25 protein-coding genes, 1 tRNA gene and 1 pseudogene are annotated in these 24,461 nt (G+C 57.3%); 17 read left to right on the top strand and 10 right to left on the bottom strand.

Translation table 11 applies throughout. The features are described from left to right. Positions 1-47: 47 nt before the first annotated feature. Positions 48-1,394, top strand: a complete 1,347-nt coding sequence (gene gorA / locus QQX03_RS08905) for a glutathione-disulfide reductase (protein ID WP_285975391.1) — start codon at positions 48-50, stop codon at positions 1,392-1,394. Position 1,395: 1 nt separating this feature from the next. On the opposite strand, the gene QQX03_RS08900 is transcribed toward gorA, so the two are convergent. Next, positions 1,396-2,508 (bottom strand): NAD(P)/FAD-dependent oxidoreductase, encoded by a 1,113-nt coding sequence (locus QQX03_RS08900; protein WP_285975390.1) that lies wholly within the window; start codon positions 2,506-2,508, stop codon positions 1,396-1,398. A 69-nt stretch (positions 2,509-2,577) separates the two neighbouring features. On the opposite strand from QQX03_RS08900, the gene QQX03_RS08895 reads away from it, so the two are divergent. From QQX03_RS08895 to QQX03_RS08855, 9 genes are all read left to right on the top strand, one after another. Continuing rightward, on the top strand, positions 2,578-3,597 hold the full coding sequence (locus QQX03_RS08895; protein WP_285975389.1) for an NAD-dependent epimerase/dehydratase family protein: 1,020 nt from the start codon (positions 2,578-2,580) through the stop codon (positions 3,595-3,597). Beyond that, a complete protein-coding gene (locus QQX03_RS08890; RefSeq protein ID WP_285975388.1) occupies positions 3,597-4,319 on the top strand; it encodes an SDR family oxidoreductase in 723 nt (240 codons plus the stop codon). Before QQX03_RS08895 ends, QQX03_RS08890 begins: the two co-directional genes overlap by 1 nt. Before the next feature lie 70 nt (positions 4,320-4,389). Beyond that, entirely contained in the window at positions 4,390-5,922 is a 1,533-nt protein-coding gene (locus QQX03_RS08885; RefSeq protein WP_285975387.1) for an acyl-CoA carboxylase subunit beta, read from the top strand. A 139-nt stretch (positions 5,923-6,061) separates the two neighbouring features. After that, positions 6,062-6,292 (top strand): hypothetical protein, encoded by a 231-nt coding sequence (locus QQX03_RS08880; RefSeq protein ID WP_285975386.1) that lies wholly within the window; start codon positions 6,062-6,064, stop codon positions 6,290-6,292. 46 nt (positions 6,293-6,338) lie between these two features. Further along, positions 6,339-6,830: an OsmC family protein gene (locus tag QQX03_RS08875; RefSeq protein ID WP_285975385.1), complete on the top strand. Its 492-nt coding sequence runs from the start codon at positions 6,339-6,341 to the stop codon at positions 6,828-6,830. Then, a complete protein-coding gene (mce, locus tag QQX03_RS08870) occupies positions 6,830-7,270 on the top strand; it encodes a methylmalonyl-CoA epimerase (RefSeq protein WP_285975384.1) in 441 nt (146 codons plus the stop codon). The genes QQX03_RS08875 and mce overlap by 1 nt, the downstream gene beginning before the upstream one ends. Next, on the top strand, positions 7,270-8,055 hold the full coding sequence (locus QQX03_RS08865; protein ID WP_285975383.1) for an enoyl-CoA hydratase-related protein: 786 nt from the start codon (positions 7,270-7,272) through the stop codon (positions 8,053-8,055). The genes mce and QQX03_RS08865 overlap by 1 nt, the downstream gene beginning before the upstream one ends. Positions 8,056-8,103: 48 nt before the next feature. After that, the gene (scpA, locus tag QQX03_RS08860; protein ID WP_285975382.1) at positions 8,104-10,335 is read left to right on the top strand and encodes a methylmalonyl-CoA mutase; all 2,232 of its coding nucleotides are present in this window, start codon (positions 8,104-8,106) and stop codon (positions 10,333-10,335) included. Positions 10,336-10,493: 158 nt separating this feature from the next. After that, complete coding sequence (locus QQX03_RS08855; RefSeq protein WP_285975381.1) at positions 10,494-12,515, top strand: acetyl-CoA carboxylase biotin carboxylase subunit; 2,022 nt, start codon at positions 10,494-10,496, stop codon at positions 12,513-12,515. Positions 12,516-12,524: 9 nt separating this feature from the next. Here QQX03_RS08855 and QQX03_RS08850 read toward each other — a convergent pair whose 3' ends face one another. The 5 genes from QQX03_RS08850 to QQX03_RS08830 are packed head-to-tail and all read right to left on the bottom strand — an operon-like array spanning position 12,525 to position 16,854. Continuing rightward, entirely contained in the window at positions 12,525-12,980 is a 456-nt protein-coding gene (locus tag QQX03_RS08850; RefSeq protein WP_349665836.1) for a GNAT family N-acetyltransferase, read from the bottom strand. Between the two features lie 4 nt (positions 12,981-12,984). Then, on the bottom strand, positions 12,985-13,752 hold the full coding sequence (locus QQX03_RS08845; RefSeq protein ID WP_285975379.1) for a cyclase family protein: 768 nt from the start codon (positions 13,750-13,752) through the stop codon (positions 12,985-12,987). Beyond that, positions 13,749-15,149, bottom strand: coding sequence for a peptide MFS transporter (locus QQX03_RS08840; protein ID WP_285975378.1), 1,401 nt, complete (start codon positions 15,147-15,149; stop codon positions 13,749-13,751). Before QQX03_RS08840 ends, QQX03_RS08845 begins: the two co-directional genes overlap by 4 nt. A 41-nt stretch (positions 15,150-15,190) precedes the next feature. Next, entirely contained in the window at positions 15,191-16,294 is a 1,104-nt protein-coding gene (gene aroB / locus QQX03_RS08835) for a 3-dehydroquinate synthase (RefSeq protein ID WP_285975377.1), read from the bottom strand. Further along, the gene (locus tag QQX03_RS08830; protein ID WP_285975376.1) at positions 16,285-16,854 is read right to left on the bottom strand and encodes a shikimate kinase; all 570 of its coding nucleotides are present in this window, start codon (positions 16,852-16,854) and stop codon (positions 16,285-16,287) included. The genes aroB and QQX03_RS08830 overlap by 10 nt, the downstream gene beginning before the upstream one ends. Before the next feature lie 68 nt (positions 16,855-16,922). On the opposite strand from QQX03_RS08830, the gene QQX03_RS08825 reads away from it, so the two are divergent. Genes QQX03_RS08825 through QQX03_RS08810 form a run of 4 tightly spaced genes read left to right on the top strand, consistent with a single transcriptional unit; the run spans position 16,923 to position 20,788 of the window. Beyond that, positions 16,923-17,096: a hypothetical protein gene (locus QQX03_RS08825; protein WP_285975375.1), complete on the top strand. Its 174-nt coding sequence runs from the start codon at positions 16,923-16,925 to the stop codon at positions 17,094-17,096. After that, positions 17,093-18,937, top strand: a complete 1,845-nt coding sequence (locus QQX03_RS08820; protein ID WP_285975374.1) for a hypothetical protein — start codon at positions 17,093-17,095, stop codon at positions 18,935-18,937. Before QQX03_RS08825 ends, QQX03_RS08820 begins: the two co-directional genes overlap by 4 nt. Positions 18,938-18,940: 3 nt before the next feature. Then, positions 18,941-19,825 carry a tyrosine recombinase gene (locus tag QQX03_RS08815; RefSeq protein ID WP_285975373.1) on the top strand — a complete coding sequence of 295 codons (885 nt, stop codon included), beginning with the start codon at positions 18,941-18,943 and terminating at the stop codon, positions 19,823-19,825. A 15-nt stretch (positions 19,826-19,840) separates the two neighbouring features. After that, on the top strand, positions 19,841-20,788 hold the full coding sequence (locus QQX03_RS08810; RefSeq protein ID WP_285975372.1) for an acetyl-CoA carboxylase carboxyltransferase subunit alpha: 948 nt from the start codon (positions 19,841-19,843) through the stop codon (positions 20,786-20,788). A gap of 331 nt (positions 20,789-21,119) precedes the next feature. On the opposite strand, the gene QQX03_RS08805 is transcribed toward QQX03_RS08810, so the two are convergent. Together QQX03_RS08805 and QQX03_RS08800 are read right to left on the bottom strand one after the other, a co-directional pair. Next, on the bottom strand, positions 21,120-21,287 hold the full coding sequence (locus QQX03_RS08805) for a Flp family type IVb pilin (protein WP_285975371.1): 168 nt from the start codon (positions 21,285-21,287) through the stop codon (positions 21,120-21,122). 116 nt (positions 21,288-21,403) lie between these two features. Beyond that, the gene (locus tag QQX03_RS08800; protein ID WP_285975370.1) at positions 21,404-21,589 is read right to left on the bottom strand and encodes a Flp family type IVb pilin; all 186 of its coding nucleotides are present in this window, start codon (positions 21,587-21,589) and stop codon (positions 21,404-21,406) included. 101 nt (positions 21,590-21,690) lie between these two features. On the opposite strand from QQX03_RS08800, the gene QQX03_RS08795 reads away from it, so the two are divergent. The 3 genes from QQX03_RS08795 to folE all read left to right on the top strand — a co-directional run bounded on the left by QQX03_RS08795 (position 21,691) and on the right by folE (position 23,030). Next, positions 21,691-22,110 (top strand): (deoxy)nucleoside triphosphate pyrophosphohydrolase, encoded by a 420-nt coding sequence (locus QQX03_RS08795; protein WP_285976994.1) that lies wholly within the window; start codon positions 21,691-21,693, stop codon positions 22,108-22,110. Positions 22,111-22,137: 27 nt separating this feature from the next. Then, positions 22,138-22,214 (top strand) — tRNA-Arg (locus tag QQX03_RS08790). Between the two features lie 192 nt (positions 22,215-22,406). Next, positions 22,407-23,030 (top strand): GTP cyclohydrolase I FolE, encoded by a 624-nt coding sequence (gene folE / locus QQX03_RS08785; RefSeq protein WP_432762852.1) that lies wholly within the window; start codon positions 22,407-22,409, stop codon positions 23,028-23,030. A 366-nt stretch (positions 23,031-23,396) separates the two neighbouring features. Here the strand turns inward: folE and QQX03_RS08780 are convergent. Beyond that, positions 23,397-24,149 (bottom strand): annotated as a pseudogene (locus QQX03_RS08780) (MauE/DoxX family redox-associated membrane protein). A 10-nt stretch (positions 24,150-24,159) separates the two neighbouring features. Further along, the gene (locus tag QQX03_RS08775) at positions 24,160-24,459 is read right to left on the bottom strand and encodes a metal-sensitive transcriptional regulator (protein WP_285976992.1); all 300 of its coding nucleotides are present in this window, start codon (positions 24,457-24,459) and stop codon (positions 24,160-24,162) included. Between the last annotated feature and the right edge of the window lie 2 nt (positions 24,460-24,461).

Below are 24,461 nucleotides of genomic sequence, written 5' to 3'. Positions count from 1 at the left end.
TGGCGTTCCAACCGCCATATCGCGCCAACACTTGAAGGAACGCGCAGATGCCCGAATACGATTACGACCTCTTCACTATCGGCGCTGGCTCCGGCGGTGTGCGCGCCAGCCGTGTGGCCGCTGCCCATGGGGCCAAGGTTGCAGTTGCAGAGGAATACCGCGTTGGCGGAACCTGCGTCATACGCGGCTGTGTGCCCAAGAAGATGCTGGTCTATGGTTCCATGTTCGCAGAGGAGCTCGGCCATGCTGAAACACTTGGCTGGACTATTGAAGGCAAGCGGTTTGACTGGGCGACACTGCGCGATTTCGTGAATGCCGATGTCGACCGGCTAGAGGGCCTCTATGGCAACACTCTGGCCAGCCACGATGTTGAGGTGTTTGCAGAGCGAGCCACCATCACCGGCCCTCATTCGTTGCGGCTTGCGAGCGGGCGCGAGGTAACCGCGAAGTACATTCTTGTTGCAACCGGCGCATGGCCGGCAATGCCCGAATTTCCGGGGCTTGAGCATTGCATCAGCTCCAACGAAGTGTTCCATCTGGAACAGCAGCCCAAATGTCTGATGGTGGTTGGCGGCGGCTATATCGCGATGGAGTTCGCGGGGATATTCAATGCGCTGGGCAGCGAAGTAACGGTGGTGAACCGGACTGACCGCATCCTGCGCAGCTATGACGCACAGATCGTCGATCGTATGCTGCATATCGCAATGGGCCGCGGGATCGATTTCCGCATGCACAGCCAGATCAAATCGGTTGAGAAGGGCGCAGATGGCTGCCTTGTGGTCGATCTGGGGGACAGCAATCCGGTAAAAGTTGATCAGGTGCTGATCGCAACCGGTCGCGACCCCAATAGCGTGGGACTGGGGTTGGAGTGCGCTGGCATCGAGATGGCCGACAATGGCGCCATCAAGGTTGACGAATACAACCGGACCAGCTGCGACAGCATTTATGCAGTGGGCGATGTGACTGACCGGGTGCAGTTAACGCCGGTTGCGATTCGCGAAGGCCATGCCTTTGCTGACACCGTGTTCGGCGGCAACCCGCGCATGATCGACTATGGCTCCATTCCAAGCGCTGTGTTCAGCCAGCCGCCACTTGCTGGTGTTGGTCTGACGGAGGAAGAGGCGAGGGCGAAATATGGCGACGTAAAAGTCTACACTTCGGACTTCCGGCCGATGAAGAACATCTTCTCACCCCACGCTGAACGCGGGCTATACAAGATGATCGTTGAGGCAACTTCTGAAAAGGTGCTGGGCATCCACATGATCGGACCGGAATCGCCCGAGATATTGCAAGCTGCGGCAGTAGCGGTGAAAGCCGGGCTGACCAAACAGGCGTTTGACGATACCGTGGCGCTGCATCCCTCGATGGCGGAAGAGCTCGTGCTGTTGAAGTAAGTTAGCTGCGCAGGCGGGCGGGCGAGAGCTGGGCGGGCGCAACACTGACTGCGCGCAGTTCTTCTGGCCAGCCGAGCTGACAAATCAGCGCTTCGGCGGCCAACGCCATCGCGGGCGAGGTTTGCAACCCGAAGCCGCCTTGTCCTGCGAGCCAGAAGAATCCCGATGCGTCCGGATCGAAACCGACAACCGGTTCACGGTCCGGTGCAAAGCTGCGTAACCCCGCCCATTTGCTGGCGATGCGTTTGATTTCGAGGGTGGTCGCTTGTTCTACCCGCCAGGCGGTCAGCGCAATATCCTCTTCTTCCGGCTGGGAATCGCAAGGATCGCTCGGGTGTTCGTCCATCGGACAGGCTAGCAATTGTCCGCTTCCCTCCGGCTCGATGTAGAAACCTGTGCCTACAGTCTTTGTGAACGGCCAGCGCGATACGTCCATATCGGCAGGCACATCGAAGGTAATTACCGTGCGTCGCAGCGGCTGAATGCCGACAGGTTCAACCCCCGCCAGGCTTGCGACATGGTCTGCCCAAGCACCCGCAGCGTTCACGATAACCTTGGCAGAGTAGCTTTGTCCGGGTGTATCCACGATCCAGCGATCGGAATTGCGCCGTATTGCTTTGACAGGCGCGCCAACGGTCAATTCACCGCCCGAGACACGCAGGGCCTTGCGGTGCCCCTCCAACAGGGCGTGCGCATCCAGCTTGCGCCCATCGGAATCAAGCAGCGCGCCGACGATCCCCTCACTGTCTTGCTTCAGAACAGGAACCAGTTCGCAGGCTTGAACAGGGTCGAGCCGCTCGATACCGGGTGCCCATTTGCGGTAATTCGTCTCCAGCTGGTCGAGTTTCTCCAGCTGTCCGTCCAGCGCCACAAACAGCGCGGGATGCGGCTTTGCGCCTAGCTCTTGCAGCAAAGGCAGGCTTGCCGCCGTTAATGCGCACACGATCGCCGATTCCATGTCGAAGTGGGCAAAGGCAGCGCTGCGGCCGGACGCGTGCATACCCACTGCCCCTTCTGCTTCGCATACGATAACGCTGCGGTGCGCAGCGATGCGTGCAGCGGCGGACAGCCCCGCAATGCCTGCGCCGACCACAAGGCAGTCGATCTGCTTCATCGCCGAGAGATTATCTGCGTTGTCATTTGAAATCCCGCGACATATCCTTCGCTTCAAGGGAGAAAGTCAATGACAGGCACTGTACTCGTAACTGGCGGCACAGGCTATATTGGCGGCGAAGTCATCGACCAGCTTCTGGTCAAGGGATATGCCGTTCATACTACCGTGAGGAACGCTGCCAAGAGCGAGCCACGCCTGCGTGAACGCTGGCCGGATGCTGGTGATCGCCTCAAGGTCTTTCAGGCTGATCTGATGAGCGATGAGGGATGGGCAGAGGCGAATGCCGGTTGTCACGCCGTGGCGCATGTCGCTTCGCCTTTTCCGCTCGCCGTACCCAAGCACAAGGACGAGCTGTTAGTTCCCGCGCGTGAGGGCACTCTTCGCGCGCTGCGTTTTGCCAAGGACGCTGGGGTTCAGCGGTTTGTTCAGACAAGCTCTGCCGCTGCAATTGCCTATGGCCATCCAGAGAAGGACCATTTCGATCACACTGATTGGACGAACCTTGATGCGAATGTCGCACCGTACATCGAGTCAAAGACCGTGGCAGAACGTGCCGCGCGCGACTGGGTGGCGGAAAACGCGCCAGAGATGATCTTTTGTTCGGTCAATCCGGTTGCGGTGTTTGGGCCGGTTTACAATGATGACCTGTCAACAAGCATCGAATTTGTGAAGAAGATCATTGACGGATCGATCCCCATGATCCCGAATATGGGCATATGCGTAACCGATATCCGCGATGTTGGAAGGGCGCATGTGCTGGCAATTGAAGCCCCGGAAGAGAAGGTGCGCGGCGAACGCTTCCCTACGTCCGAGAAATTTCTGTGGCTGCGCGAAATGGCCAACATAGTTCGACAACGCGCGCCCGAACTTGCCGGCAAGGTACCCAAACGACCGATGCCGAACTGGCTTGTCAGCATCCTCGCGCTATTCATGGAAGAAATGAAGCAGATCAAGCCAGAGCTGGGCAATGTGCGTGATGTGTCCGGCAAGCACACCGAAGAAGTGCTTGGCTTCCAGTTCATTTCTGCCGAACAGACATTGGAAGACACGGCACGTAGCCTGGTCGAGCGTGGGATTGTGAAACTCTGATGGACTTGAAAGACAAGGCAGTATTGCTGACCGGAGGCAGCACGGGGATCGGGCGCGAATTGGCGCGTTTGATGAAGCAAAAGGGCGCAAAGGTTACGCTAACGGGTCGCAACAAGGAGCGAATGGCGGCGATGCAGGAAGAAGGCTTCGAAGTGATCGAGGCCGACCTGTCCAACGCGAAAGGTGTCGATGCGCTGATTGCGGATATTGGCGAGCGCGAGTTCGACATTCTGATCAACAATGCAGGGCAATTGGTCGATCACGATTTCCGCAAGGGCTTGCCAGACAGTGATGCTGCTGATGATTGTATTTATGCCAATTTGAGCGCGCCGATCCGGCTCACTACGGCTTTGGTGCCGATGTTGGGGCACCGTCCTGAGGCTGTGATTGTCAATGTCACCAGCGGGCTTGCGATTGCGCCTGCTGCGCGCCAGCCGGTCTATTGCGCCACCAAGGCGGGGCTGCGTGCCTATTCGTTGACGCTGCGCGAACAGCTCAAGGACACCAATATCCACGTGATCGAAGCGCTGCCGCCCGTTGTGGACACGCAGATGAACGCGGATAATCTGATGTCGAAAATGCCCGCCGCCGAGTGCGCGGCGCAGATCATGGACGCGATCGAAAGCGGAGCAGATGAAGCCAATATTGGGCAGGTTCGGCTGCTGCGCTGGGCCTATTCATTATCTCCCGCTCTCGCGCGCCGGATAACACTGCGTTTTTGATACGTTGACGCTGCAGGCTTTCGCTGGCTAGGCGCTTTACCCAAGTACAAAGTCACATTCAGGGGGCCTGATGTCTGCAAATATCGCTGAAATGGAACGCCGCCGCGCAGCTGCAAATCTTGGTGGCGGAGAAAAGCGGATCGCCGCGCAACACGCCAAGGGCAAGCTGACCGCGCGCGAACGGCTGGACATGCTGCTCGATGAGGGCTCGTTTGAAGAGCTGGACGCCTATGTCGAGCATGACTGCGTCGATTTCGGCATGCAGGATCAGAAGATTCCGGGCGATGGCGTGGTCACCGGCTCCGGGACGATCAACGGCCGCCTCGTCTATGTCTATTCGCAAGACTTCACTGTCTTTGGTGGCAGTCTGTCCAAACGGCACGCGGAAAAAATCTGCAAAGTAATGGAAAGCGCCATGAAATATGGCGCGCCGGTAATCGGGCTGAACGACAGCGGGGGCGCGCGCATTCAGGAAGGCGTGGCGTCACTGGGCGGCTATGCTGATGTGTTCCAGCGCAATGTGCTGGCCAGCGGCGTCGTGCCGCAGATCAGCCTGATCATGGGGCCATGCGCGGGCGGGGCAGTCTATTCGCCAGCCATGACTGACTTCATCTTCATGGTGAAGGACAGCTCTTACATGTTTGTGACGGGCCCGGACGTTGTGAAGACCGTAACCAATGAAGAAGTCACGCAAGAAGAGCTGGGTGGTGCGATCACTCACACCACTAAGACTTCGGTGGCGGATATCGCGTTCGAAAACGATGTCGAAGCGTTGATGGCAACGCGGGCGTTCTTTGATTATCTACCGCTCAGCAACCGCGAAGACGTGCCAGAGCGCCCGACCGATGATCCCTGGGACCGCATCGAGGACAGCCTCGACACGCTGATTCCCGACAATGCGAACCAACCCTATGACATGCACGAAGTTATCCGCAAGACGCTGGACGAAGGCGATTTCTTTGAAATTCAGCCTGCCCATGCAGCGAATATCATTTGCGGTTTTGGCCGGGTGGAAGGTCGCACCGTGGGCGTCGTCGCGAACCAACCGATGGTGCTCGCTGGTGTGCTCGACATCAACTCATCAAAGAAAGCCGCGCGTTTCGTGCGTTTCTGCGATGCATTCGAAATTCCGATCCTCACTTTTGTGGATGTGCCCGGCTTCCTGCCTGGAACCGCGCAAGAGCATAACGGGATCATCAAACACGGCGCGAAGCTGCTGTTCGCTTACGCCGAGGCGACTGTGCCCAAGATCACCATTATCACTCGCAAGGCCTATGGCGGGGCATATGACGTCATGGCCTCAAAGCATTTGCGCGGCGATTTGAACTATGCGTGGCCGACTGCAGAGATCGCGGTGATGGGCGCGAAGGGTGCGGTGGAGATCATCTTCCGCCAAGACCGCGACGATCCGGGCAAGATTGCGGAGAAAACAAAGGAATATGAAGACCGGTTTGCCAATCCCTTCGTAGCGGCTAGCCGAGGTTACATTGACGAAGTGATCTACCCACACTCGACCCGCAAGCGCATCGCGCTCGGCCTCAGGAAACTGCGCAACAAAGCGCTCGAGAACCCGTGGAAGAAACACGACAATATCCCGCTTTAGCTTTTCGTTTCTTGCTTTGACCATCGCAGGACGTGAATAACGTCTTGCGACTTGCTGTCGCGGCACGGCTTCGAACTTGTAAGGATTTGACGACCAATCGGCTCTAAGCCTCCTCATCCAACTGAAGAGTGCTGCTGTGATGCCTGAACTGTTTCCTTATGTCTGTTTTGCACTCGCGGGAATCAACCTGATCGCCTGGCTGCGCAACGATCTGAACGGTGATGCCGGTGAGGATTTTGGCGAGGCGATGTCTATAGATAGGTTTGGGCGCGGTTCTGATGGATACAAAGGGACACAGTCTTTTCATTTGTTATTGGCCGTGATTTTTACTGGTCTAGGCGTCGCGAGTTTTTTGGGGCTGCAACTTTGACACTGGGCCTCGCTATATCGCTGGATAGACCGAAAAAAAATGACAAGTGGCGAAGCCTCAAAACAAAGGGCTCGCAACCATGGCAATCTACACTTCGACGGTATCTTGGAATCGATCTGCATCGGAAGACTTCACAGACAACAAATACAGCCGACGGCACGAATGGGAATTTGATGGCGGGGCCGTGGTCCCGGCGTCATCCTCTCCGCATATCGTTTCATTGCCCTATTCCGACGAAGCAGGCGTCGATCCGGAAGAGGCGTTTGTAGCTGCGCTATCAAGCTGCCATATGCTGTTCTTTCTCTCCTTCGCGGCTCAGCGCGGTTTCTGCGTCGATAGCTACGTTGACGAGGCGTCAGGCCTTATGGAGAAAAACGAGAGTGGCCAGATGGCCATGACCAGGGTTAGCTTGAAGCCGAAAATCGGATTTTCCGGCGAGAACCGGCCCACTGCGGAAGAAGTCGATGCGCTGCATCACAAATCGCATAAGGCCTGCTTCATAGCCAACTCGGTCAAAACGGAAGTGGTGGTGGAATAATGAAACTGGGACGTCTCAATCACATCGGCGTAGCAACGCCCTCGATCGCAGAGTCGATCGCGCATTATAGTGACACGATGGGTGCGACAGATATCGAGGAGCCCTTCGACTTGCCAGAGCAGGGCGTGAAGGTCTGCTTCGTCAATACGCCGACCGATTCGGGCATGAATGGGACGCAAATCGAGCTGATCGAGCCCTTTGATGACAGTTCCCCGATAAATAACTTCCTCGAGAAGAATCCCTTGGGCGGCCAGCATCACGTCTGCTTCGAAGTGCCAGATATCGCTACGGCGAGGGAGGAATTCGAAGCAATAGGCAAGCGTATTCTTGGCCCCACACGAATTGGTGCGCACGGCACGCCTATCTTTTTCGTCCATCCCAAGGATATGCAGGGCATGCTTACGGAAATCATGGAAACGCCGAAAGACGGAGCGCATTAATGTCCTACGAAACCATCAAGGTTGACCGCGACGGTCCACTGCTCACCATCACATTGAACCGACCAGAACGCCTGAACGCCATGCCTCCCGCTATGGCCGACGAGATCGGCCAGGTGTTTTACGATCTGGGTGATGCGCGTGCCGTATTGATTACCGGCGAAGGCAAGGGCTTCTGCTCGGGCGCTGATCTGTCTGCGCGGGGCTCCGACAGTGCGTTGACCGGCAAGGGCGGCAGTCACGAAGCGCTGAACAACCACTACAATCCGGCGATAAGCCATCTTATCCGCGCAGATGTTCCTGTGATCTGTGCCGTAAACGGCCCGGCAGCAGGTGTGGGGTGTTCACTCGCTCTCGCAGCTGATTTTACCATCGCCAGCAGGAATGCTTACTTCCTGCAAGCTTTCGTGAATATCGGCCTGGTCCCCGATGGCGGCTCTACCTGGTTGCTCGCCCGTGCCATTGGCCGCGCGCGCGCCACCCGCATGATGATGCTGGGCGAGAAGATCGGTGCAGAACAGGCCGAGGAATGGGGTCTGATCTACAAGGCCGTAGAAGCCGAAGACTTGATGGAAGAAGCGCGCGCCTTGGCAGGCAAGCTCGCGAATGGGCCGACGTTGGCCTATGCGGCGATGAAGCGCAACATTGCGACGGCGCTCGATGGTTCGCTCCAGCAAGTGCTTCTCGCAGAAGCAGAGGCACAGCACATTGCGGGCCGGAGCGAAGATGCGAGGGAAGGCGGCATGGCCTTTCTTCAGAAGCGCAAGGCTGAGTTTAAGGGGAAGTAAGCTTACCGCAGACTTCCGCGCTGATCCAACTGTGCTAAGAGCCGCGCTATGACTGAAAAACCGACCGTATCTGACTGGGAAGCGCTTGCCGACAAGGAAGTGAAGGGGCGTGACCTGACTTGGGAAACGCCCGAAGGCTTCGCCATCAAGCCGCTCTATACACAAGCGGATGCTCAGGATCCGGGGCTTCCGGGATTTGCGCCATTCACACGCGGCGTTAAGGCCAGCATGTATGCGGGCCGCCCGTGGACGATCCGCCAGTATGCGGGTTTCTCTACGGCTGAGGAATCGAATGCATTCTATCGCCGCAATCTGGCAGCAGGCCAGAAGGGGTTGTCGGTCGCGTTCGATCTGGCGACACACCGCGGCTATGATTCCGATCACCCGCGTGTAGTTGGCGATGTCGGCAAAGCGGGCGTTGCGATCGACACCGTCAAGGACATGGAAATCCTGTTCGATCAGATCCCGCTCGACACGATGAGCGTCAGCATGACGATGAACGGAGCTGTGATCCCGGTACTGGCGTTCTATATCGTTGCGGGCGAGCGTCAGGGTGTCTCGCCTGAACAGCTTTCGGGCACGATCCAGAACGACATCCTGAAGGAATTCATGGTCCGGAACACTTACATCTATCCGCCTGAGCCGAGCATGCGGATTGTGTCGGACATCATCGGTTATACCTCGGCCAACATGCCGAAATTCAACTCTATTTCGATCAGCGGCTATCACATGCATGAAGCCGGGGCGACAGCGGTGCAAGAGCTCGCCTTCACCATCGCTGACGGCAAGGAATATGTGCAGCGGGCGATGGCGGCAGGGCTGGACATCGATGCGTTTGCCGGGCGCCTTTCGTTCTTCTTTGGCATCGGCATGAACTTCTTCATGGAGATCGCGAAGCTGCGCGCGGCGCGCACGCTGTGGTACCGCGTGATGCATGGTCTCGGCGCGAAGCAGGAACGCTCCAAGATGTTGCGTACCCACTGCCAAACCAGCGGCGTTTCACTGCAAGAGCAAGACCCCTACAACAACGTTATCCGCACGACGGTGGAGGCGATGGCCGCGACGCTGGGCGGCACGCAAAGCTTGCATACAAACGCACTGGACGAGGCCATAGCGTTACCTACCGACTTCTCAGCGCGTATTGCTCGCAACACGCAGCTGGTTCTGCAGGAAGAAAGCGGCATCACTAACGTCGTCGATCCGCTGGGTGGCAGCTATTACATCGAAGCACTGACCAGCAAGCTGGTTGAAGAAGCTGAAAAGCTGATCGCGGAAGTCGATGAGGCCGGCGGAATGACTGCCTATGTCGATACAGGCGCACCCAAGGCTGCGATTGAACGTGCGGCTGCTCAAAAGCAGACCGGCATCGACAAGAGCGAAACCGTGATTGTTGGCGTCAACAAGTATCGCCTTGCTGAAGAAGCGCAGATCGAAACGCTGGACATCGACAATCACAAGGTTCGCACGGGCCAGATCGAGCGATTGAAGCAAGTGCGCGCAAGCCGTGATGAAGCAGCGTGTCAGGCGGCGTTGGCGGCACTGCGCGAAGCCGCTGCGGCTGACCCGGGCGCAAGCAGCCAAGCGCTGAGCACCGGGCTTGACGAAAACGGGGTTCCGTTGCCGCCGTCAGTGCTGGAGGAAATGGCCCGAAAGGGTGACACCAATTTGCTTGCGCGGGCGGTAGACGCTGCACGCCATGATGCGACGCTGGGCGAGATTTCGGCCGCAATGGAAGAAGTGTTCGGGCGCCATGACGCGACACCAAAGCCGGTGAGCGGGGTTTACAAGACCGCATACGAATTTGATCAGCGTTGGGCTCAGGTAACCGATGGCGTCGACGCCGTGGAGCGCCGGCTGGGCCGCAAACCGCGCATCATGGTCGCCAAGATGGGGCAGGACGGGCATGATCGCGGCGCGAATGTGATCGCGTCCGCGTTTGCCGATATGGGTTTCGAGGTGATTTCCGGCCCGCTGTTCCAGACGCCGAAGGAAACCGCCGCGCTCGCGCTGCAAAAGCAGGTCGACGTGGTGGGTGCAAGCTCGCTCGCCGCAGGGCACAAGACGCTGATCCCCGAGCTGATACAGCTGCTGCGCGATGCCGGGCGGCCTGATATCAAGGTGACTGCCGGCGGGGTGATCCCGCCACAAGACTATGATTTCCTGCGCGAAAAGGGCGTTCAGGGGATTTATGGCCCTGGCTCGAACGTGGTCGAATGTGCGGCAGATATCCTGACGCTGCTTGGCCACAACATGCCTCCAATGGATGAGGCGGCGGAGTGAGCAGTGATTGCCTAAACTGCGGCCATCCGATTGGCTATCATCATGCTGGAACCGATCCGGAGATGCATTGTTCCTGCAAGGACTGTGATTGCATCGGCTATAGCGACAATGAAATGGAAAGCCCGCAAACTGGGCCTGAAAAACCAGGGGACGCCTGAGTGTTCAAAAAAATCCTGATTGCCAATCGCGGTGAAATCGCTTGCCGTGTTATCAAGACCGCCCGTCGCATGGGTATTCAGACCGTTGCGGTCTATTCCGATGCTGATGCACGCGCGCCCTTCGTGAAGATGGCAGACGAGGCCGTGCACATCGGCCCGCCGCCTGCCGCTGAGTCCTACCTCATTGCGGACAAGATCATCGAGGCCTGCAAGCAGACCGGCGCGGAGGCTGTACACCCTGGCTATGGCTTCCTGTCCGAGCGTGCAAGCTTTGTTGAAGCGCTGGAGAAGGAAGGTATCGCGTTTATCGGACCACCAGCCGGGGCCATCGCGGCGATGGGCGACAAGATTGAATCCAAGAAGCTTGCCAAGGAAGCAGGCGTGAATGTCGTCCCGGGCTTTGTTGGCGAGATCCGCGACACCGAGCACGCGGTCGAGATCAGCAATGACATCGGCTATCCGGTGATGATGAAGGCCAGCGCGGGTGGCGGCGGCAAGGGCATGCGCCTTGCCTATTCAGAGAAGGACGTACGCGAAGGCTTCGAAGCGACCAAGCGTGAAGGGCTGAACTCCTTCGGCGATGACCGCGTTTTCATTGAAAAATTCATTGAAGACCCGCGGCATATCGAAATCCAGATATTGGGCGATAAGCACGGCAATGTGCTCTATCTGAACGAGCGCGAATGTTCGATCCAGCGTCGCCACCAGAAGGTGGTCGAGGAAGCGCCGTCGCCCTTCGTGACCCCCAAGATGCGCAAGGCGATGGGCGAGCAATGCGTCGCGCTGTCCAAGGCAGTCGATTACCACTCCGCCGGCACGGTTGAGCTGATCGTCAGCGGCGCGGACACCACTGGCGAAAGCTTCTACTTCCTAGAAATGAACACCCGCCTGCAAGTGGAACATCCGGTTACCGAAGCGATCACCGGCATTGATCTGGTCGAGCAGATGATCCGCGTTGCTGCTGGCGAAAAGCTGGAAATGACGCAGGATGATATCGGCATTGATGGCTGGGCGATCGAAAACCGTGTCTATGCCGAAGATCCCTATCGCGGCTTTCTGCCGTCGACGGGCCGCTTGGTCGAATACCAGCCCGCGCTCGAAGGCTGGACCGACGATGGCAATGCCAATGGCAGGCGCGGCGTCGATGGAGTGCGGATTGACGACGGCGTCTATGAAGGCGGCGAAGTTTCCATGTTCTATGACCCGATGATCGCCAAACTGATCACTTGGGGCGAAACACGCGACGAAGCGGCTGATCTGCAGATTCAGGCTCTGGATGCTTTTCGCATCAAGGGGCTGGGGCACAATGTCGATTTTCTCAGCGCCATAATGCAGCATGATCGGTTTCGTTCAGGCGAACTGACCACCGGCTTTATCGCAGAGGAATATCCGGACGGTTTTGAAGGCGCTGCAACGTCTGACGAATTGCTGCGCGGATTGGCGGCAATCGGCGGCGTCATCGCGACGGTTGATGCAGACCGCGCACGGCGTATTGATCAGCAGCTTGCTGATGAGATGTATGCGCCGGGCGATTGGTCGGTGAAGATTGGCGAAACCGAATATGCGGTGGTTCTCGAAGAGGATGCAATCACCGTTGATGGCCAGGCGATTGATCTCACATTCGATTACACGCCGGGTCAAACGATGGTGGATATAGAGTTTGGCGAAGAGGCGTTAACGATCCAGCTTGCGCGCAATCATACCGGCTATGCAATCACGACACGCGGCGCGACCCACATCTTGCGCGTGCTACCAGCGCGAATTGCGCATTTGGCGGGCCACATGATTGAGAAAGAACCGCCTGATCTTTCCAAGTTGCTGATCTGCCCGATGCCGGGCCTGCTGATGAAGCTACACGTCCAGGAAGGCGATGAAGTTCAGCCCGGACAGCCGCTGGCGACCGTCGAAGCGATGAAGATGGAAAACATCCTGCGCGCGGAGAAACAGGCGATTGTTTCCAAGATTAACGCGGGCGAGGGCGAGAGCCTGGCTGTTGATGCGATCATCCTTGAGCTGGAATAACCGGAGGCACTAAAGCGCTAAGTGATAACACTGATTGTGCGGACCATTTGAATAGTCGGCAAACGCTTCACCCCGCTCGAATCCGTTCTTGAGGTAAAGCTTCACTGCGGGCATGAACTCCTCACTTGTCCCTGTTTCCAGACTGAGACGTTCAACGCCATCAGCTCGCGCGGTTTCCAGAATCAGATTCAGAACGGCTTGAGCTGCGCCTTTGCCCAGATGGTCTGCATGGGTACGCATGGACTTGATCTCGGCTTCGGTGTCCGACAGTCGATTGAGCGCGCCCACCGCCATCAGCGTGTCGCCCTCCCATGCCCCGAACAGGGAAATCGTCGGGCCAGAGAGCCCGGACAAGTCCAACGCAAATGAAGTGCCAGGCGGAGATATTTCAAACATGTTGCGCTGATGCGCTTCGAGCAAGTCCCTGACCTGGCTATCCGTCAAGGACGCCTTTCCAACCCGCATTGACTTACTCCACGATTGCGACCGCACGAATCCAGCCTGCGCTGGCACGTTCAATCTTCACGGGGAAGCAGCTGAAAGTAAAACCAAAATCGGGCAGTGTGGCCAGGTTTGTCAGCTTTTCAATCTGATAGTAGGGGCGGATGCGCCCGGCCTTGTGCCCTTCCCAGATAATCGACGGGTCTTTGGTTTCGGCCCAGCGCCGAGCGGTGTGGCTGAACGGTGCATCCCAGCTCCAGGCATCGGTGCCGACAACTTCCACGCCGCGTTCGGTCAGCCACAGCGTCGCTTCCGTGCCAAGTCCCACGCCCTGATCGGTGAAATTTTCCGTTCCATAGACCGCGCCTGACTGGATCAATACGATGTCTAGCGGCTGTAGCGCGTAACCGATCTTTTGGAACGCTTCCTCCAGCTCCGCCGCGCTCACCACATGCCCGTGTGGCAGATGACTGAAATCGAGCTTCACGCCGGGTCGGAAGAACCGGTCGAGCGGTGCCTCGTCGATGCTCGGGGCAGGGCTGGCTCCGCCGTCCGTGGTTGAATGGTAGTGCCACGGCGCGTCCATATGTGTGCCGTTGTGCGTGGACAGTTCAAGGAATTCGACCGCCCATCCTTCACCGTCTGGTAGATCGTCCTTTTCGAGTCCGGGGAAGAACATCGCGATCTGCTCCCACGTGTTCTCGTGGGTCATGTAAGTGACCTTGGGCCGCATCACCTCCGGATCGGAAATCACATCGTTGGTGATCGGGATAGAGAGATCGATGAAGCGGGTCATGCGAGCGCGACATCCTCCGGCTCTGCGCTATGCATCAGGCGCGGTGCGAGCAGCAGCTTGAACAGCAGGAACACCACGCCCGCCGCCGCGGCAAAGCCCATGTGGATCAGCCAGAACTGCGTAACCGGCATAGTCTCGAACCAGCCGCCGACATAGCCCACCATCGAATTGCCGGCGAAGAATGCCAGAAAGTAAAGCCCGATAACCGTTCCGGATATCTGTTTGGGCGCGAGCCGCGCAAACAGTGCAAGGCTGACGGGTAACATATGCGCAAAGCCGATCGAGTTTACGATGTGGAACATGACCGGCCAGAACAGGCCGATTTTCTCGCCCGCAGGTGTCGTTGCAGCGGCCATATAGAGGCAGGCCATGCCGCCAATCGAGAATACCGATCCGATGATGATTTTACTCAGTTCATCGGGCTCCTGCCATTTGGTCTTCCACCAACGGTAAAAGGCAGCAACACCGGCGAGGAAGCTGACGGATACGACAGCATCGAGCGTGATAAGCCAAGTCGTAGGAAGCTTCTCGTCACCCCAATAAAGCGCGAATTGCTGATCCCCCCAAACCAGATAGGCATTGAATATCTGGTTGTTGGGAACGATTGCGACGGCCAGAACGGGGATCAGCAGCAGCAGTGCAATGGTGGCAAGCCAGTCCTTGCGCGACATCGGATCCTGCGCTGCTTTTGCTGTTTTCGCTGCGACGTCGAAATGTTCCTTGGGCAAATATTTCTGACCTGCGACATAGATAACAAGGCCGATCAGCATGCCGACCCCCGCTGCGCCAAACCCCCAATGCCAGCCCATGGTTTCACCCAATGTGCCAACCACCAGCGGGCTCGCAATCACGCCCGCATTGATGCCCAGATAAAAGATCTGGAAAGCATCGGCGCGGCGCAGGTCTTCGGGTTTGTAAAGGCTACCCACCTGGCTGGAGATATTGCCTTTGAACATTCCTGAACCAAGGATCAGGCACAGCAGCGCGAACAGGAAGGTGACGTTGAACGCCATCAGGAAATGGCCGAGCGCCATGGTGACCGCGCCAAGAAGCACGGTGCGCCGTTTGCCCAGAACCCGGTCAGCCAGCAGGCCGCCAAAGATGGGTGTCAGATAAACCGTTGCGGCATAGGTACCGAAGATCGCGCTTGCGAAGGCTTGTCCTTCGAGTCCGCCATAGAGCGCACGAAGCTGTTCGATGCCCGCGACTTGCTCGACATTTCCCGGCAAGAGCAGGAAATTGACCATGTAGAGCACCAGCAGTGCCTGCATGCCGTAAAAGCTGAAACGCTCCCACGCTTCAGTAAAGGCGAGATAGCCAAGCCCCTTCGGGTGGCCAAGAAAGCTTTTATCGTCCCAATCGAAATCAAGCTCTGGTGTGGCTTCGGCAACGGTCATGCAGAACTCCCCTCATTTCTGCTTTTGTCGCTGATCTAGCCCTATTGAAGCTGCTCGTCGAGGAAGCTTGCAACGTCATCCAGAGCTACGTCCTTTGCCAGATATGCTGCACCGATGCCGCGCAGCAAAATGAATGGCAAAGTGCCCGCGTCCATCTTCTTGTCGTGCAACATGTGATCCGCCAGTTTGGAGCCATCGCAATAGAGTCCGAGCTGCGAAATCTCCGACGGAAGGCCGGATGCCTCGATAGCGCTGGCAACCAATGCGGCGTCCTCAACGCTGATTAGTCCGCGCCGCGCCGAGTACCGGGCGGCGAGTACCATACCGAGTGCGACACCCTCACCATGAAGCAATCTGTCGGAAAAACCCGTTTCCGCTTCAAGCGCATGTCCAAACGTGTGACCCAGATTCAGCAACGCGCGCGCGCCGCTGGTCTCGCGCTCGTCCTCTGCGACAATCCGCGCCTTGGCCGCTACGCTTGTCGAAATCGCATGGACAAGCGCGCCTGGATCGCGGGCGACTACTTTCTTGCCATTTTCGGCGAGCCAATCGAAGAATTCGCGGTCGGCCAGAATGCCGTATTTGATCACTTCGGCATAGCCCGCGCGCATCTCGCGATCCGGCAATGTGTCGAGTGTGGCAGGGTCGATCAGCACGAGCGCGGGCTGATGGAATGCCCCGATCAAATTCTTGCCCGCATTTGTGTTGATTGCGGTCTTCCCGCCTACGCTAGAATCAACCTGAGCGAGCAAGGTGGTGGGGATTTGCACGAAGCCGCAGCCACGCTTCAGGATTGCGCAGGCAAATCCGGTCAGATCGCCAACCACGCCGCCGCCCAGCGCAAACACTTGATCGCCGCGCTCTACCCCTTGCGCAAGCAGCCAGTCGGTTAGTTCCTGGAGGCCTTGCCAGCTTTTGGAGGCTTCTCCGGATGCTACCTCAAACCATGTGGCTTTGTGGCCTGCCGTAGCCAGGGCAGCTTCAAGACGTTTGCCATGGTGCGCCTTCGCATTGGTATCGGCGACAATCGGGACAGTTTCCTTGCGCAAAAATGCTGCGCCAACATTCGCGGCATCGTCAAGCAAGCCGTGATCGACCAGCACTTCATAACTTCGACCAGCTAGTTGGACCGGGATCACAGCCATGAGTCGAGCGCCTCCAGAATTTTCGTCACAGTGTAATCGTGCGGACCGGCGTCGCTCATGACATGGATTTGTGCCTGCGAATAGAAGCCTTTGCGATTTTCGTAGAGATTGCTGAGTATCTCACGCGGGTCGCCGGTTTTGAGTAGTGGGCGGGTGTTCTTGCGCGCTGTGCGCTCGACCAAGGTATCGATGTCGCAGTCAATCCAAACCGCAATTGCCTGTTCCAGAATCAAGGCGCGTGTATCGTCGTTTACGAATGCCCCGCCGCCGGTCGCGATAACGCCATCGTGTTCTTCGATGAGCCGGGCAATCACACGCCGTTCTCCGTCGCGAAAATAGTCCTCACCGAATTGTTCGAAGATTTCTGAAATCTTGTGCTGGGCGGCGTCTTCTATCGCGTGGTCCGCATCGACAAACGGGCGGCCCAACGCATTGGCCAGCCGCCTTCCGATGGTCGACTTGCCCACGCCCATCAGCCCGACCAATGCGATTGGCCGGTCCAGCCGCTTGATGATTCCGGCAATCCGCTCTTCATTGAGGGTAGGCTGTGCGTCAGTCATTGCAGAGCGGCCTATAGATCGGCTATCGGCCATGCAATATGGTAAGCAGACGCAGCACAATTCTTTCCATGGATGACTCGGTTGGTGTGACTTCGCAAAAGCGCGAGCCGCGCGCCAAGCGAATTTGGCTAGCGGTTGCCGCTTTGGTCGGGATCCTTTGCCTTGCTTGGTTCGATGGCGGAGAAGAGGCATTGCACCCGATCTCGCAGGAAATTGCGATTCCGGAGTTGGCCGAACAATGACCCGCAAGACATGGATTTGTGCAGGCGTGGCTGCAATTGCGCTCAGCGCCAGTTTCGTTGCGGCGCAAGATGCGCCGGAATCTTTGCTGCCGCCTGGTTTTGACGATCCGGAACCAAGGCCGACACCTGCACCCACCGCTCCAGCCGCGCCAACCGCCCCTGTACCGGGGCAGCCGCAGGAACCGGGTGAGCCAACTGTGCAGCCGATACCGGGTGCGGGCGATCCGTTGCGCGAACTTTCTCAGTTCGATTTTTCGACCATTCCCACGCTTGAGGAATTGGAAGAGATGTCACCTGACGAGCTGGACGATCTTCTTGGTCTAAGCCCCAGTTACGACATTCCGCCGGCGGCACGGCGTGCGATGACGCGGGTCGGAGTGATTTCTTCACAGGAAGGCGGATTTCCCTCCGCCTCTTTGGCGCGGCAACCCGCTGCATTGGTTCAGGCTGCGCTTCGCGGGCTTGAACGGCCAGTCGTCTCGCGCTGGGGCCATGTTCTGCTGCGCCGGGCTTTGGCGAGCAGGCTGCAGGCTCCCGAAGGCATGAGTCCGGTCGAATTCGCCGCTCTTCGGGCTCAGGCGCTCAACAATATGGGCGAATATCATGCTGCACGATCGCTGCTGCAGGATATCGACACGGGCAATTGGAATACGGCGCTCGTTGACGCCGGGCTCGAAGCGTACATAGCGACGACCGACCTTATCGGTACCTGTCCGGTTGTTCGATTGGTCGGTTCCGAGCGCGAAGACCCACAATGGCGCATGCTTGGTGCAATCTGCAATTCCTATGCGGGCGAGGGTGTATTGGGCGGGCGTCAGCTCGATCGTGCGCTGCGCGACGAAATTGCCCCTGGTATTGATGTCTTGCTGGCTCAACGGTTGGCTGGCGCTGCCGGGCGCGGCCGCAGAGCAGTTGATGTCGAGTGGGAAGGCGTGGACGAGATCAATCCGTGGCGATTTGCGATAGCGAACGCTGTTGGAGAGGAAATTCCCGAATCACTTCGAGCAAATGTGGAACCCTATTACGAGCGGGTTTGGGCGGTAACGCCGACACTTTCCTTGCAACAGCGGGCGATTGGCGCGGATCGAGCAGCACGTGAAGGTATATTCTCTTCGCAGGCCGCGATTGATCTCTACAGCCAAATCTATGCGAATGAGAATATTACAGGCGAAGCCGCCGACCGCGCCACTCTGTTGCGAGAAGCTTACGTCGCGAACACAGCGCCCGAACGCGTCTCGGCAATGCAGTCGGTCTGGGGGAATGGGGATTCTCTTGACTATGGTCGCTTGGTACTGACAGCTTATGCAGCCGCGAGGATTCCCGCGTCACCCGATTTGGCGGAACATGCACCGGCTCTGATCGCGTCCATGCTGACTGCTGGTCTGGACCGCGATGCGGCAGCCTGGTCTGAGGCCGTCGAGCAAGGAAGCGATGCATGGGCGCTGATCGCGGTGGGGCGCAACGCCGTTGGCCGAATTGAGCCTCGCGAAGCGATCGATAGCTTCATTGATGGTGATAGCAGCGCAGATTACCGCCGTTCGCAGTTTCTGCTGGCGGGATTGGCCGGGCTGGAACGGGTTGCCCCTAGCGATCTCAGTGACTTTACCAGCCGAACGGAGGCAGACCTAGTCCGCCAAAGCCGTTGGTCACGCGCCATCACACGCGCGGCAGACGTTAATAACGCGGCATTGGTCGCATTGCTCGCAGGGTTGGGAATGCAGGGCGAGGGATGGGATCGCATGACACCGCGTCATCTCTACTTCATAGTTTCCTCTCTGCGCCGGGTCGGTCTGGAGGCGGAAGCCAGAATGATCGCTGTGGAGGCGATCGCGCGCGTTTAGACCATGGGCGCGGCCAGCGAAGCCTTTCTCGACATGTTGGCAACCGAACGCGGGGCAGCGATCAACACGCTGGCGGCGTATCGACGCGACTTGCAGGGCTCGGAGGACCTGATCGGAGACCTGGCTAAGGCATCGCGCGCAGATGTACAGAAACTGGCCGCAGCATGGTCTGGGCTGGCACCTTCTACAGTGGCGCGCAAAAGCTCGGCGCTACGACAATTCTTCGGTTTTGCAGTGGATGAAGGCTGGCGGGGAGACGATCCCTCGAATGCGCTTCCCAAGCCGCGTGCGCGGCGACCCTTGCCCAAGATTCTCTCGCATGATGACGTCGACAAACTTTTCAATCGAGCGGAATTGGAGGCGGGCAGCGGCAAACCGGCGGCGGTTCGTCAATTGGCCTTGCTGGAATTGCTTTACGGTTCGGGATTGCGCGCAAGTGAACTCGTTTCGCTTCCTGTCTCCTCGGTCCCTCGCGATGCCCCCTTGCTGACGGTGATGGGCAAGGGCGGGCAAGCCCGGATGGTTCCGGTGAGCGAGCGCGCCAAAGAGGCAATCGCGCTTTGGATGGCGGTTCGAGGGGCGCCCTCTGGGCCAGCTGCGCGATTCCTGTTCCCGTCGCGCGCCAAGCATTTGACCCGTGTGCGCCTATACCAGATGTTGAAAGAACTGGCTTTGCGGGCCGATATCGATCCCGGATCGGTCAGTCCGCACGTGTTGCGCCATGCCTTCGCAACGCATCTGCTGGAAGGTGGTGCGGACCTGCGCGTGCTACAAACTCTGCTTGGACATGCGGATATTTCCACAACGCAAATTTACACCCATGTCGATGCTGCGCGCTTGGTTGCGCTGGTAAATGCGCGACATCCTCTTGCCCGAAACGCAACATAAGACTAGCGCAGCCGCATGATTTCATATCTCGAATTCGAGAAGCCGATTTCCAAGCTCGAAGAGCGGATCGCAGAATTGCGCGCCGCTGCTGACAATGACGAGGTCAATGTCGGCGCGGAGCTCAAGCGGCTCGAACAAAAAAGCAAGGAACTTCTGGCGAGCACTTATGCCTCGCTAACCCCTTGGCAAAAGACGCAGGTTGCACGGCACCCGCAGCGGCCGCATTTGCGCGATTACATCAAACACGCCTTTGACGAATTCGTGCCATTGGGCGGTGATCGTTATTACGGCAATGATGAAGCGATTCAGGGCGGATTTGCCCGGCTAAAGGGTAAGCGCGTTGTTTTGATCGGCCATGAGAAAGGCCACGATACGGAGACGCGCCTCAAACACAATTTCGGCATGGGCAAGCCAGAGGGCTATCGCAAGGCAATCCGCTTGATGGAACTGGCTGGCCGGTTCGATCTGCCGGTGGTCACGCTGGTGGATACTTCGGGTGCATTTCCCGGCGTTGAGGCCGAGGAACGGGGCCAGGCAGAAGCGATCGCACGCTCGACAGAGGCATGTCTGGCATTGCCGACACCGATGGTGGCGACGATCGTAGGTGAGGGCGGTTCTGGCGGCGCAGTCGCTTTGGCGAGTGCGGAGCGTGTGCTAATGCTTGAACACGCGGTATATTCGGTAATCTCTCCTGAAGGGTGTGCATCAATCCTTTGGCGTACCGCTGAGAAAGCACCTGACGCAGCCGAAGCTATGCGCGTCACTGCGCAACATCTGAAGCGCTTGAAGATTATTGACCGGATCGTGAAAGAACCTGTTGGCGGCGCGCACCGCGCGCCTGAAGCGATGGCGCGGAGCCTGGGCAATGCGATTGCTGAAGAGCTTGAGAAGCTTGGCAAGATGCCATCGGAGCAGATCCGGCAGATGCGCGAAGAACGCTTCCTGCAGATCGGAGCAAGTTAGATCGTTTCAAATTGCCGTTGATCGCCCTTGCAGCGAAGGCTGCGATGCGCGATGCTGCGCGTGTTTTCCAAAGCGCGTGGTGGGGCGCGGACGCTGAAAAACGGAGAGAATTCATGGCTTTTTCGCGCAAGGCATTGGCACTGACAACGGCGGCTTCGCTCAATCTGGCGCTCACCGGTTGTATGGACGGGGGCAGCATTCCCAGCGCCTCGACCCCGATTACGCAGTAAGAGGCCCAGCAGGGCGCAGAGTCCGAGGAATTTACTGCGCACAAAAGAAAAGCGGCGGGGAAACCCCCGCCGCTTCGCTTTTCGGCGATGCCGTTCGAAAATTAGGCGTTTGCCAATTTGGTCGAAACGTCAGTGAAGGTGTTGTCCAACTGGTCACCTAAAGCGCCCATTGCAGTGATAGCAGCAACTGCGATCAGTGCAGCGATTAGGCCGTATTCAATTGCAGTCGCGCCTTGCTCGTTTTTGAGAAGCTTGTTGAAGAAAGTCATTAGTAGTCCCCTAGTTCAGTCTTCGGTACCCGTGTCCGATCGAGTATCCCGACCGAACTGACAAAGGTGTAATCCGCAGTTATTGAAAAATCCTAAATCGGATGCTTTCAAAATATTTACCTTGATCCCACCTCGACCATCACAGTTTCAACCGTGTTCCACATCCGGGCATTCTCGTCCGCAACCGAACCAAATGCTCCCATGGATGCAATAACGATTAAACTTGCGATCAGGCCGTATTCGACGGCGGTTACCCCGGAATTGTCGCTCCCGATACGCTTAACGAAAGTCGGTAATTTCATAGACAAAACCTGTTTTTACGTCGTGATGAGAGCATTCTGCGCCTCAGGGTGTTAAAAATGTGTTGAGGGGGAACCGAAGTTTGGAAAAAAATCCGACATTCATGCGTGTGGTGGCTGGCGCTCTGCAGCGCCAAGATGGCCTCTGGCTGATGCACAAGAGGCCCCTGCACAAACAGCATGGTGGACTGTGGGAATTTCCTGGTGGCAAAGCGGAAGTATATGAAAATCAGAACGAAGCCTTGATTCGCGAGCTTCACGAAGAGCTCGGGATCAAAGCCGTCCTCGACTCGCATAGCTCGATTGCTGAAGCGAGACATGCTTCGCCGACCGGCGGTGAAAAGATTGTCATCGCGCTATACACTTGCCGGTATTGGGTGGGGGAGCCGCAGGCATTGGAAGGCGGGTCAATCGGTTGGTTTACGCCTGATGAGATTAACAAGCTCGACAAGCCACCGCTTGACGTAGTGCTAGCGGAAAAACTGTTTGAAGAATTGGCCGATAAGGGATTGCAAAGGCGGTAAAGCCCCCTTATGTGCCGGCCCTCTCGCGCGCCAGTAGCTCAGCTGGATAGAGTACCTGACTACGAATCAGGCGGCCGGAGGTTCGAATCCTTCCTGGCGCGCCAAGAAAACCCATCCCCTCGGGGGTGGGTTTTTTTGTAGAATCTGCAGAGTTTTTGGAACATTCACGGGCAGATGCTGTTCTTTCTCCGGGCTTAACTCGTGAATCTAAGTGCGTGTTTGAAAGACCCGTCAAGACGCGCCGGCCGTTTTAGATGGCGCGTCAGGAAAGAACGAAATACGCGAAAGACATAGCCATGAACTATATGAGCGTGCATGATAACGCTGAGTTTGATCCGGAGAATCCCTTGAACAAGCCTGACGTTCCTGAAGATGTGCAAGAAGCCATTCGTACACTGATTCGCTGGGCCGGAGATAATCCAGAGAGAGAAGGCCTGGTCGACACGCCCAAACGGGTGGGCAGGGCCTGGCTGGAATACTGCCAAGGCTATCAGAGCGATCCCGCAGTCCATCTCAGCCGCATCTTCGAAGAAGTTGGCGGTTATGACGAGATTGTTCTTCTGAAAGACATTCCGTTCCAGTCGCATTGCGAACATCACATGGCGCCAATCACGGGAAAGGCGCATATTGCCTACATTCCCGACAAGAAAGTTGTCGGCATCTCTAAACTCGCGCGCGTCCTTCATGGTTTCGCCAACCGCCTGCAGGTGCAAGAGCGCCTGACTGCTGAAGTTGCCGATTGCATTTGGCAGAACCTTGGACCGCGCGGTGTAGCCGTTGTTATCGAGGCCGAGCACGCTTGCATGACGGGCCGCGGTGTTAAAGTGCACGAAGTGGAAATGCTCACCAGCCGCATGATGGGCTGCTTTCTCGAAGATCATCGCAGCCGCAAGGAAGTGATGAGCCTGATGGGCTACTAGATCTCAGCGCAGCTGTGCTTCTTCTATCATCTAATCGTTCCACTGTAGGCGTGCCTCAAGCTGAAGCTTCGTTCAACGGGTCTCTAAGGCGGCTGTGCGTTCCTGCTTTTGCCCGCAGTCATAGCGCACGGAATATCGAATGCGCTTACCGTGTCGAAGATATATTTCTTCGGCGACGGGGTTTGTGTTGAGACAAGCAAAACCCTGTTCGGATCATTGGGATATCCGGTTCCCTTGATGTAGCCGTCGCGAACTTGGTAATGCGTTCGACTGGTAAGGACAACGACCTGAAGAGCGCCGTCGATGCTCTATGCTAGGCATTGGACGGAGAGGGCTTCGATTTCACTCCGGGCCAGATAAAGCCGTTTAGCCGACAAGGCTTGGCTTCTCCAACATCCACAGCGCCATGCTGATTATAAACAGATTTTCGGTCAGTGAGACAAACCCCAATGGCACATTACTGTCTCCGCCTACGCAGGCGCATTTCAGTTCGCGCTTATCGATATACACCGCTTTGAACACGCTGATTGCACCGATTGAGCCAATGAGAAGCGCAACAGGGATCGACACCTAATCGAGTATATGTGCGGTCATCAGCACGCCAACCAACCCTTCGGCGAAGGGATAGACCTAACCGCAAGGGACCCAGCGTCGGGCGAGCAGATCGTAGTTCAGAAACATTGTCGAGAAGCTCTCGACGTCGCGCAGTTTGAGACAGGCCAGAGCGCACATTGAGAAGCTGACAAACCACTCAGCAGTGAGAATTGAAAGCGGCTGTTGAGTGACAACAAACGCCGCGCTGATCGCCATCAATGCCATCATCGCAAACTACGAAATCACCGGGCGATAGGTTGCCTCGCCTTTTTGAAGGACAGGCTTGCCGAAGTACGCGCGCAAATCGGCGTAACCGCCAATTCGCTCGCCATCGATCCATACTTGGGGCGTAGTGGCAACAATTTGCTTATCCTTGAACGCGTCGGTTTGCGCGCGCGACTCCAGATGGTGATTGTCAATGGCGAAGCCCTTGCTCTCAAGTAGCCATTTCGCCTTGGGTCCGGATGGGCACAAATGGTCAGGCATCATCATCCGATAGAGGGCCGCTGTCATGCTAGTTGTCATTTGGGTTGCCCTATTTTCTAGTCCGCTCAAGCAGATCTATGAGCTCAGAAAACTTTTGGCGTTGTTCGGCTTCATCGCCGCTTGCAATCGCCTCAGCGACGCAGCACGCAGCATGATCCTTCAGGACTTGAGTCTCTACCTTGGCGAGAGCTGACTTAATGGCTTGGATCTGATGTAGAATGTCCATGCAATAGCGGTCATCCTCGATCATAAGTGCGACACCGCGAACCTGGCCGGCAATGCGGTTAAGGCGACTTATCTTTGCGGTGGCCGCATCTGTTGGGCAGCGTGAATCACTTGATATACCCATGG

Source organism: Altererythrobacter rubellus (genome assembly GCF_030284385.1).
In the GTDB taxonomy this organism is placed as follows: domain Bacteria; phylum Pseudomonadota; class Alphaproteobacteria; order Sphingomonadales; family Sphingomonadaceae; genus Erythrobacter; species Erythrobacter rubellus.
Note: the sequence above shows the minus strand (reverse complement) of the source record. Positions and strands in the feature narration are given on the sequence as shown.